Genomic DNA, 10,931 nt, shown 5'->3' on the forward strand with positions numbered 1-10,931 from the left:
TATTTTATTCTGCACTACCCATTTTCTTTTCCTGCCATTTGACAGCTGCTATGTATAACAGCACAATGATTAGTCCCTGTACAACGATTGCACCAAACCAGCCAAACACGTCCGGTAAAAAGATCTTCGGTGCATTTGCATTGAATTTGCTCCAGAAATTCATATCATGTGCACCCCAGAAAGAGCCTGCTATGAAAAATACCAAAGACAGCATTTGCATGGTGAAACCCTCTCCAACGCGCATCAAGGTTCCGGATGCACAGCCGCCGGCAATAACCATTCCGATGCCAAACAGTACTGCACCGACAGCTAAGGGCAAACCGATGGGCGCTACGCCAACCATGTTGAGATTGGAATCCGCATTTGCCAATATACCGGCATACTTGATTGCCCAGAAACCAACGCTGGCAACTGCAACTGCAACCAGTACGGCTCTTGTTACAGATGTGCTTCCTGTTATACATGGATCACGGAATGCTGCCGTAAAGCAGAAACGTGAACGCTGCAGGATATACCCGAACGCAATACCGAATCCCCAATAAACAGGCAGCTTATTGCTCCCTCCTGCCAAATAAGATCCAAAAGCAATAATCAGGATTGTAACCAGAATTGCGTATGGGATCTGGCTTTTTTTCGGTTTTCTTGGCTTACGCACTCTTTCCCCACCAACTTTTGTGTTAACCTCTGACACGTAAATCCCCCTTTCTTAAAAATAGTATTTGTTAATATTATAACAAAATCACAATTCAAATTATACCACACTTATCAGAATCCGGTTAATCAAGAATCTGATATGTCATAAGATTTACTTATAACCCATTATTTTATCACTCTAGCCACACCGAATTATATTTGCTATAATAAAAGAACAAAAAAAGAACTGTTAAGTTTTTAACAGCTCAAATGACTGATTCATAGTTAAATTCAGAAAGGCGGGGTAATATGAACATTCATAACCTGAAAATGTTTATAAAAATAGTGGAATCCGGCAGCATCTCAAAAACTGCCGAACAGATGAATATCAGCCAGTCCGCATTAAGCCAGCAGCTGCGAGTCATGGAACAGGAATTCAGTGCACGGCTTTTTGAACGGAACTATCAAGGTGTGATTCCGACTAACATCGGTATGATTGTTTATAACCGCGCTCTTGAGATTTTATCGTCCTATGACAGAATGCTGGTTGATATCACCAATGCACAGAATCAAAATAAAACCGTACATATTCTCGCTTCTCCCTGTGTATATTCCTATGCCCTGCCATGCACGTTTTACCATGTAAAAAACAAGTATCCGGAATATAGCCTTAATATGGAGATGATGTCCAGCAGAATCATAGAGGAAAAAATATCAAAAGGCGTTGCCGATATGGGAATCATCATAGGCAAGCCCAAGGATAAGAATCTATCTGCTAAAAAGGTATTTACCGACCGCGTTTTTCTGGTTGCCGGAGAAAAAATGAAGGTTCCTGCCCAGTTAGAGTGCCAGGATCTTTATCATTATCCACTGCTGATGCTGGTAAAAGCCCAAAAAACAAGACAGGTACTGGATAAAATGCTGAACAAAAACGGAATCCGCATCAATCAGCTGCATATCCCTTATGCCCTTGAATCCACGGAATCCATTAAACTGTCCGCAATTAATGGTTTTGGGCTCGCTTTTCTACCCTACATGGCAATCAAGAAGGAATTATACAACAAACAACTCCGCATAGTTGAATGTCCATGCCTGGAGTTTGACAACGAATATTATTCCATAAAAAATGCTGGCAGTGTTCCTCTCAATTATGAATCGTCTAAACTCATTAAGTATATGGAAGCAATATTAAAAGAGACTATTTGTTAGCAGATATAGTTACTTCCCAAACACCGTTTATGACTTCTTCCGCATCATATTGCAAATTATTTGCATTACAAAACGATTTGATATTAGAAATTGTACAGCTATGATCCGTAACCAACATACATTCCTCACCGTTTTTTATGGAATCAATAACATTTTTTAGTCTCAAGACAGGTACCGGACACATATCACCAAGGCAGTCAATTTTTACCATAAGCGCTCCTTCTGCACATTCTTATACCTTCACAGGCTGCTGTGCTTAAGATCTAACAAAAAACAGGGTACTGATTCATTTTATCTAAAAGATTGCTGACTATCAATAGGGAACTTTCAATATATCTTGCAATAATGAAGCAGCCGCAAAGCCGCAGGGGACCTCGTTAACCACGGCAGTACAGCTCCTCCATAAGCTATAATTGTCCCAGTCGGTAAAGAGCCAGTGCATAAATCTTTGCATTGGTCATTAAATCTTCCACGCTCATCCACTCATTGGGATTGTGGCTGATTCCTTTCTGACCAGGGAAGCTTGGGCCAAAGGGGACAATGCCAGGCATGGCCTTTGCATAAGTGCCGCCTGTGGTGGTCACAGGAGTACCATCCTGCCCTGTGACCAGTTCATAGCTCTCCTGCATGGCCTTAACCATAGGCGTGTCCTTTGGGAATACCACCGGGTCATAATTCTGTATGAGTTCGGCCTTAAGCCCCTCTGCCCCGGCCTTACCGCAGATGCGCCTCATGATTTCCTTTATGGCAACGCCTCCCGGATAGCTTAATGTCACATCAAAGGCCGCCTGTCTCCCACTGCAGAGGCTGTCTGGAGCCATGCTCAGCTTATATCCCCGCATCTCCATCATGCCATATTCCTCGTGGCTAAAGTCAATCCCCAACCGGTCGCCTGTATTCTTGGCTCCGATAAAATATTTGTTCACAAAATCGAAGAATGTTTCCAAATGCTCCATACTGCCAATGATCCGCACCACGGCTCTGCCCCTCTCACTGTACACCACCGGATACTTGCAGTCCGGTGTGAATCCATAAAGAGGCGGCCTCTCCTTTGAGAGATAATACTTCAGATCCTCAAATCCGGATTCTTCGTCGCAGCCGAAGATGATGCGCACTGGATTTTTAAGAACAAGTCCGGCCTCCTTAATGGCGGCCAGGCCATAGAGGCATGCCATGATTGGTCCTTTATTGTCCAGCACTCCCCTGCTGTAGATCATTCCGTTTTCCAGATAACCGCTGAAGGGCGGCTGTTTCCAGCCTTCTCCCACCGGGACCACATCCACATGACCGATGGCGCAGACATAGTCTTCTCCCATGCCATACTGAGCGTATCCCATATAATGATCCAGGTTCACGGTGTAAAATCCCAACTGCGCGCTGATATCCAGGGCGCAATTTAGTGCGCGCTTCACACCGGTGCCAAAGGGAGCCCCGTCACAGGCCTCCCTTTCCACACTGTCAATACGTACCAGCTCCTGGACACTGCTGATGAACCGGTCCTTTAACCGGTCCACGAAGTCCAGGATCTTCTTATCTGATTCATTTTCAATCGTTCCATATCCCATATCTTATTCCTCTATGGGCGCCATGCGCGTCTTCATATAATTTTCCATCCACTCATCGGAAACCTTCATATAAGTGCAGCGGCCGCTCTCCCCACGGGTTACCAGGTAAACCGTGGGTTCCAGTTCCTCAGTGACCACCGCGAAAGAAAATCCCTCGATATTTGTGGCGACCCCCCACTCACCCTTAGGATTCATGGCAATGAGGGATATATCACCAGCTTCGCCCCGACGTTCCCGAAGTTCTCCATCCAGCCGGTTCACCGCTGTCTCGCAGGCTTCCTGAGGATGCATTCCCTCTCCCATAAGCCGGACGATTTCATAAGAAATGCAGCCTTTCATCAGATCCTCACCCAGACCGGTAGCGCTGGCGGCTCCTTTCTTACTGTCGGCATAGAAGCCGGAACCAGATATAGGAGAATCGCCTACCCGGCCCTTTTTCTTCATGAACAGACCGCTGGTTGAAGTGGCTGCCGTCATCTTGCCATTCCCATCCAGGCAGGCCATACCCACGGTATCATGGCCGGAATAAGGTTTAAGCTCCTTAGCTGCTGCCTTAGCCGCCATCTCCTTTACCCGCTTCCTGTAATGTGCCCTGGCTCTGTCTGTCAACATATTCTTGCGCTCAAAGCCTTCCTTGTGGGCGAATTTCTCGGCCCCCTCGGCCACCAGCATGCTATTGACTTTCTCACGGCTTAAGCGTCTGGCAATAGACACTGGATTGGCAAAGTCCCTGATGGCAGCCACAGCTCCTATATCCAGTGTATTGCCATCCATATAGGCGGCATCCATTTCCACTTCCATTTCCTCATTAGGCAGTCCGCCGTAGCCAACGGATTTATAATAAGGGAAGTCCTCCACCTGACGGATGGCCAACTCGATGGCATCCCCTGCGTCGCCGCATTCCTTTAGCATCTCAGCTCCCTTTGTAATCCCTTCTACGGCCATACGCCAGGTTGCTATCATACCCCACATAGCAAAGGCCTCCTTTTATTTAAAACAGAATTCATGAATCAGCGCTGAAGTGTCCGCACTGTCGGCCAGAGCCCTGGCCAGAGTACACATATTTCTTAAGGCATCATTAAGGCCCAGACCGCCCTTTTTCGGCGTTTCAACAATCGATACCTTATCTTTATAAGCTGCAATGGTATCTGCATTCTCCGCAGACATGGCTGCAAACGCCTTTGCCTTGGTGGTGGTGTTGATATCGCAGGCCACTTTGGCACACATCTGCGCGTAGTCCGCATAGTTAAAGGCTGGCCCGCACATTACCACATCCGGCTGCAGCTTGTTCACCATGGCACAAAGCTTGCGGCTGACCTCCTCCGGATCGGCAAGGTAAGTGCCATTGCCGCAGCACAGACAGGCCATGATGTGTCCGTCCACCTGTTTTAAGAAAGGTTCCATCATAATTGCTGGTCCGATGGGCTCTTTTTTCCCTGTAAGGGGAACCATAGTGTCGTCCTTGGTTCCAAGTCCTGACTGAATCTGGTCATATATCATAATAAGCTTCATACCGTACACCTCATTTTATAGATCATCAAAAGAAAGATCGTTAAGATCAATATCATCGTCGTCAGTTTTCTCAGTTTTCCTGGTCTCGTCTTCCATGTACTGTTTATCCATCATCTTAATAAATGGCATATAGATGAATACGCCCAGAACAAGAAGAATCAGCTGAAGCAAAGCGCCCTGCCAGCCGGTTGCCAGGAACCCGGAGAGGATAACAGGCATGGTCCACGGGATTGCTACACCAGAGCACAGAGGAACCAGGCCGATGCTCATGCAGAAGTAGGAAATCACAATGTTGATGGTGGGCACCAGCATGAAAGGAATGAGAATCATTGGGTTCAGTAAGATGGGAAGGCCGAACACAATGGGTTCATTGATTCCGAAGAGGCCAGGGATAAATGCCAGTTTCCCTAACTCCTTGATACGCTTGGAGCGGCAGAAAAACAGCATTGCAATCAGCAGCGACAAAGTGGAGCCGCAGCCGCCAAACGTGGCAAACAGATCCTGGAACTGCTGGGATATTATATTGGGCAGCGGCTGGCCTGCCTGGAATGCAGCCAGGTTCTCCGCGGACAAGGTCTGAAGGATGGGATTGAATACCGCACCTACTACGGAACCGCCGTTTACTCCGAAGAACCAGAAGAGATGGAGGAAGATATAAGCGATTACCATAGCCGGAAGGGTGTTGCCCAGCTTAAGGAGAGGAGTCTGCAGGATGGTGAACACAAAGTTGAATGCGTTATCATATGGGGTCATGGCAAATATAATGTTTATGATGAAAAACACCAGCACGGAAATTCCGGCAGGAATCAGGGCAGAGAAAGACTTTGCCACTGTAGGAGGAACACCGTCAGGCATCTTGATGATCCACCCTTTTTTATTGACCCACGCATAGATGTGTACCGATAAGAACGCTACAATAATTCCTACGAAGATTCCCTTGGACCCCACCCAGCCCAGGGGGATGCCTGACACAGCAGTATCATTTACCATGATCTTATAAGGCATGATTAAGAACCAGCATACCAGTGATACGGCACCGCCGAACAGCTTATCTACCTTCATCTGCTCGGAAAAGGAATAGCCGATTCCAACGACTGCAAGCATTGCCATAATTGAGAACGTGGCATCGGTTGGCTTGGCAAAGTAGGCATCCCAGTTCTCCCCAAAGAACCTTGCCCAGAAATTAGTCCACCCGGGAATCGGGAAATTGGCAATCAGCAGGAAAAAGGAACCCACGATTAACAGCGGCATGGACAGCAGGAAGCCGTCACGGATTGCAATAAGATACTTGTTCTTTCCGATTCGCTCTGCCAAAGGCATGAGTATTGACTCTAATTTACTTAACATATTGTTATTCCCCCGTTTTTATTTGTTTTTGCGATTATGGAAGTTCTGCCTTTAAAGCCTTATTTGGAAGCTTTTAAAAGTTTTATTGCTGATTTTAAGACCTTCTCACCATTCATCATGCCGTAATCGGCCTGGTCAATGACCTGTATCGGGATCCCTTTGCTTCCATACTTTTCCACAATCTCACCGTAACGGTATTTGACCTGAGGTCCCAAAAGGATTACATCCGGATGCTTTTCATCGATGATCTGTCCGATCTTTCCATCCGGGTAAGCTTCCACTTCAATGGGAAGGTTATGCTCGTTGGCTACGCTCTGCATCTTGCTAGCCAGCATGCTGGTTGACATTCCTGCACTGCAGAATAAATACACTCGTTTCATTGTAAAATCCTCCTTGCTATTTGCATTTTTTTATTTCCATTATTTACTCCCCGCCATCTCCTCCAGCTCTATGATCCTTCTGTAGCTGGCAATCATCTCTTCTGCGATGATTTTGAATCCTTCCGCGCTCATAAGCTGGTCTTCCGCATGGATCAGAATCAGGGATCCGCCCACCGGCTCCCCCTGGGCCTCTTTCTGGATCAGTTCAAAGTGGGCCTCATGTCCTGCCAGAAACATTTCCTGACCGGCTTTCATACATTCCCCGGCACCGGCGAAATCCCCATGCTTTGCCTTCTGGATCGCCTCAATATAGCTGGACCTTGCTCCGCCTACATTGGATATGATTTTAAAGCAAATGGTCTCTAATCCCTCTAACATATTGCTGCCTCCTGAATGTGTTGATGAATGCAAAATGCAGCAAAACCGTTTTGTTTGCTGCATCTTAACTTAAGCTGCCTTAATTAATTATAATTATAAGGCTCTTATTCACTTTTTTCCTTAAAGGCATTTCCTAGCTCTTAGGAAATTCACTCCATGATCCGGTCGATAAATTCCTCATATCCGCAGGGAGCCGCCAATTTTGCCAGCTCCTCTGGCTGATTCACGATGTTGGATATCCAGTCAAAGAAGATTTTAATCATCCTTGCATCCCCTATATTGATGGCAAACAGCATAACCAGCCGCACCTCAAAGACACCCCATTTCACAGGATTCTTAAGCTGGGCCACCGCAATGGTTGAATTCCCGGCAAAGGCTCCGAACGCATGAGGAATTGCAAATATATTCACAAAAGAGGTTGGGTTCATCTGCTCCCTCTTTAATACCACATCTGTAAACTCCGGATCCACAACCCCCTCCTGTACCAGACCGGAGCACAGCATGCGGATAATTTCCTCCGGATTTGTACAGTTCACCTCTGTGTGGTAGTGTTCCCTGCGGATTAAGCTTCCGATGTGGGAGGAGAATTCCAGCCGGAATCCTTTCTTATCCAGCCGGTTGATGGCCTGGAGAATCCTGGATTCTGTCTCGGAATCCACGAATAGGTTAATGGAGACGGTCTCCACGTTCAACCCATGTTCCAGGGGAAATGTACTGAGCAGAAGATCTGGATCCAGAGAAGACACTACCTCCTCTTCAAAATAACCAAAGACCTTCACCACTTCCATCCTCTCACGAAACATATCGGAAATTTTCTTCACGCACATATCAGAAAAAGACTGGTTATGAGGCAGGATCATTACAGCATGATATTTCCTTTCTGTTTTCATACGCTCACTGGCAGCTCCCAGATGAAGGGCGATATAGCAGCTCTCTGCATCGGATATGGGAGTCTTAAGCCTGTCTTCCAGAAATTCCACCACGTAGATTCCCATCTCGAAGACCAGAGGGTATTTGCGTTTGATTTCTTCCACAAACACATCCTCCATCCGGACCTGATTCCTGACACGCTCTACCAGGCCGTGGATGTGCATCTTAAGACCGGCAATAAGATCCCCATCCTGCCGGAAATCCAGCCCGAACAGAGTGTATATCTGCTCCAGAGCCTCGCCAACCATTTTCCTGGTACTCAGCCACCTGCCGCAGAAATTCACGTAATCGTCGGTATAATTGGAGGCTTTTCTGCCCATGACGACCAGGGCGAACATCCCCACTTCTCCCTCATGGATCTTTATATGCAGGCGTTTGGAAATGCGGTCAAAGAAGTCCTTGGAAATCTGGTACTCGATGGTATCCTCCAACCCCTGCATCTCCTCTTCCATACTGATATAGTTGGCGCAGTTCATTCTCTCAATGCTGGTGCCGGCGTGCAGGATCAGCATGGGAAACATGGATTCATGAATGGAATAATCGTATTCCTTCAGCACATCCACGAATATGTCCTTTACCTCAATTAAGTTAAAGCTTTTATATAGATTTGCCAGCATATTTAAGTTCAGGAAGTTCTCCTGTACCTCGGCCATCAGTAAATCCCTGTAAAACCGCCGTTTTCCGGCTTCATCCCCCTTTAAGGATATGCATTCCTTATTGCGGACCAGCCTTAAACCAGGATAGGGTTCCAGCATCTTGCGTATACGCTTTAAGTCATTGTCAATAGAGGCTCCGCTGACATAGATCTGGCTCTGGAGAAGAGTTAGGTTCAGTTCCTTCACCTCGAATAACAGCTTCTGAATCATGTAAGCGCAGCGGGCACCTGGAGTCTGGGGAATATCCATCCCCCTGGATTCTTTTGGCGGCAAAGGCGATAGACTGGCATTTTCACAGATGCGGTAACCCCGCCGCACATTAGACTCTATGGGAGGCGGGGTCATGTGTCTGTTGATGGATTCTACATCGGAGCGTATGGTACGGTCCGACACCTGCAGAAGAACAGCCAGGCGTCGGCTGGTTATCCAGTCTCCCAGCTCTGATAAAATGGCAAGCAGCTGCTCCTGTCTTTGATTCTGCATGTCTAAATACTCCTTTACTTGCTGTATTCTTCCGTAAAATCCCTTGTTTAGAGGATATAGAATGCAAATACCGTCCATGGTTTTGCATAATCCAGCAGAACATGTTCATACTCAGGAAGATGACCGATCACGTTCTTGCGGCCGTCATTTGGCATGTCTTTGGTGACGATTTGCAGTTCCCCCTTATATTTGGGATAGCCATCATTTAATATAACCACATCGCCCGGTTTTAAGTCTCTGGTATTGGCGGCAGGAATAGACCGTTCTGCAAAAGTGACTCTGGGGCCGGAGGAACGGATCATATAGTCGTTCAAATCACCTCTTACCACATGACGGAGTTCATAATTCAGGATCTGGCGCTCGGTCTGAGTCAGTTCTTTCTCCAGTTGGATACCAAAGGTCAGGATGCTGGTATTTAAGTCAGCGCAAGCCTTGAGTTCCTCATCAGTAGCATATGCATTTGCGATAAGCACATCATCTATCATACCGGTGGCAAGCAGATGGCGTACCTGAAAATCAATCGGAAGACCACGGTGCATCTCCAGAGTGCACAAACCTTCGTTAACGGGCCAAGGACCGTATGCTCCTGGCGCATTGCTGGATACAAAGGCTGCTACCTTAAGCCCAAGTGATTTCATCTTATCATTACAGGTATTAAACTGTTTAAGGCTTAATCCAGTATACTTCTGGGGATAAAAATTGTGGCAGGTAATCAGCTTTTCACGATCCGGATGGTGGTCTATGACATTCTCTACGTAGGCCAGCTTGGTGCTGGCATTGAGCTCTATCTTAAGCCCCTGGGGATTGTAAGTCATAAGACTTTCCTTCATGCCGTCAAAGCCTTCATCCAGACGGATGCCATCCACATGCATTTCCTGAAATACGGATAAGTTCTCGTAGGAGATTCCCATCCGGGAGAATACGGCAGGACTCACATCCGGTATGATCTCCATACCGCAGGCGTGAGCTTCATCCGCCAGTCTCTGAAAACGGCCGATCACTTCTTCCCTGCTCTCCTCCACACTTAAGAGGCAGGTAAAGATTCTCTTATACCCCAATTTCCCTGTTTTTCTGATATAATCCAAGTCCTTTTCTTCGGTAGAATGTTCCGGATAAACGGAAATACCCAATTTTGCCATAAGTTTAACCCCTCTCTTATATTTAACCATCCGGTACATTCGTACCGGATGGCTCTTTGATATTAACTATAGTCCTTCAAGAAAGAGTCTGGAGGTAAATCTATTTCCTAATTGCTAGGAAATAACTTGTTTCTTTATAAATTGGTCTTAAGAAACTCCTTAAGAAAATCCATTGCCTTGTTTTCATCCTGTCCCTCTGCAATAAACTCCAGGCATTCTCCATGACGTGCTCCCAGACTTATGAGCGAGAGTACATTCTTACAGTCCGCTGTGCCTTTCCTGCTTTTAAGGGTTATACGGCACTCGTATTCCGATGCCACCTTGCTCAGCCTCAAAGCATTGATGGCATGAAGCCCCTGCTTGTCCGATACAATGTATTCATAACTAATCATCTCATCATCACCCTTTACGATTCATGCGAAAACGATAAGCCAATGTCAGAACGGCATGACACTGGCGGTTGCAGTAGGTTGACTCCAGCTATTTACAGCAGGAGATAAATCCTCTCCATATTTTAACATACAATCCATAATTATCCACAGTGAAATTATACAGATTTTATTGCCATAACCTAATTACAGTGAGTAATTGGGGAATCGCATAATAATCATATGTCATCTGTGCGCAGCCCCCTTTTCATACATATTTTCCGGATCCGTTTTAGAGTAACTGTTTTGAGTTCGACAGTTCCTAATTCCG

General features: G+C 46.4%; 12 protein-coding genes. 1 reads left to right on the forward strand and 11 read right to left on the reverse strand.

What is annotated here, in order from left to right; genetic code table 11:
• Positions 1 to 4: 4 nt before the first annotated feature.
• Complete coding sequence (locus H171_RS11105) at positions 5 to 691, reverse strand: YeeE/YedE thiosulfate transporter family protein (RefSeq protein ID WP_100305199.1); 687 nt, start codon at positions 689 to 691, stop codon at positions 5 to 7.
• Between the two features lie 251 nt (positions 692 to 942).
• Between H171_RS11105 and H171_RS11110 the strand changes: the two genes are divergently transcribed.
• Complete coding sequence (locus H171_RS11110; protein ID WP_100305200.1) at positions 943 to 1,842, forward strand: LysR family transcriptional regulator; 900 nt, start codon at positions 943 to 945, stop codon at positions 1,840 to 1,842.
• Here the strand turns inward: H171_RS11110 and H171_RS11115 are convergent.
• The 10 genes from H171_RS11115 to H171_RS11160 form a co-directional block, all read right to left on the reverse strand.
• Positions 1,832 to 2,053, reverse strand: a complete 222-nt coding sequence (locus H171_RS11115; protein ID WP_100305201.1) for a sulfurtransferase TusA family protein — start codon at positions 2,051 to 2,053, stop codon at positions 1,832 to 1,834. The genes H171_RS11110 and H171_RS11115 overlap by 11 nt on opposite strands.
• A gap of 196 nt (positions 2,054 to 2,249) precedes the next feature.
• Positions 2,250 to 3,407 carry a Sapep family Mn(2+)-dependent dipeptidase gene (locus H171_RS11120; RefSeq protein WP_100305202.1) on the reverse strand — a complete coding sequence of 386 codons (1,158 nt, stop codon included), beginning with the start codon at positions 3,405 to 3,407 and terminating at the stop codon, positions 2,250 to 2,252.
• A 3-nt stretch (positions 3,408 to 3,410) separates the two neighbouring features.
• On the reverse strand, positions 3,411 to 4,379 hold the full coding sequence (locus H171_RS11125) for a N(4)-(beta-N-acetylglucosaminyl)-L-asparaginase (RefSeq protein ID WP_100305203.1): 969 nt from the start codon (positions 4,377 to 4,379) through the stop codon (positions 3,411 to 3,413).
• Positions 4,380 to 4,394: 15 nt separating this feature from the next.
• Positions 4,395 to 4,919: a GrdB-related putative oxidoreductase gene (locus H171_RS11130; RefSeq protein WP_100305204.1), complete on the reverse strand. Its 525-nt coding sequence runs from the start codon at positions 4,917 to 4,919 to the stop codon at positions 4,395 to 4,397.
• A 15-nt stretch (positions 4,920 to 4,934) separates the two neighbouring features.
• Positions 4,935 to 6,266 carry a PTS cellobiose transporter subunit IIC gene (gene celB / locus H171_RS11135; protein ID WP_100305205.1) on the reverse strand — a complete coding sequence of 444 codons (1,332 nt, stop codon included), beginning with the start codon at positions 6,264 to 6,266 and terminating at the stop codon, positions 4,935 to 4,937.
• Positions 6,267 to 6,325: 59 nt separating this feature from the next.
• Positions 6,326 to 6,646, reverse strand: coding sequence for a PTS sugar transporter subunit IIB (locus tag H171_RS11140; RefSeq protein WP_100305206.1), 321 nt, complete (start codon positions 6,644 to 6,646; stop codon positions 6,326 to 6,328).
• Positions 6,647 to 6,685: 39 nt separating this feature from the next.
• Positions 6,686 to 7,024: a PTS lactose/cellobiose transporter subunit IIA gene (locus H171_RS11145; protein WP_100305207.1), complete on the reverse strand. Its 339-nt coding sequence runs from the start codon at positions 7,022 to 7,024 to the stop codon at positions 6,686 to 6,688.
• A 149-nt stretch (positions 7,025 to 7,173) separates the two neighbouring features.
• Positions 7,174 to 9,093: a BglG family transcription antiterminator gene (locus H171_RS11150; protein ID WP_100305208.1), complete on the reverse strand. Its 1,920-nt coding sequence runs from the start codon at positions 9,091 to 9,093 to the stop codon at positions 7,174 to 7,176.
• 47 nt (positions 9,094 to 9,140) lie between these two features.
• Complete coding sequence (locus H171_RS11155) at positions 9,141 to 10,232, reverse strand: DUF871 domain-containing protein (protein ID WP_100307495.1); 1,092 nt, start codon at positions 10,230 to 10,232, stop codon at positions 9,141 to 9,143.
• Between the two features lie 134 nt (positions 10,233 to 10,366).
• Entirely contained in the window at positions 10,367 to 10,624 is a 258-nt protein-coding gene (locus H171_RS11160) for an HPr family phosphocarrier protein (RefSeq protein ID WP_100305209.1), read from the reverse strand.
• Positions 10,625 to 10,931: the final 307 nt, after the last annotated feature.

Source organism: [Clostridium] celerecrescens 18A (genome assembly GCF_002797975.1).
GTDB classification, from domain to species: Bacteria; Bacillota; Clostridia; order Lachnospirales; family Lachnospiraceae; genus Lacrimispora; species Lacrimispora celerecrescens.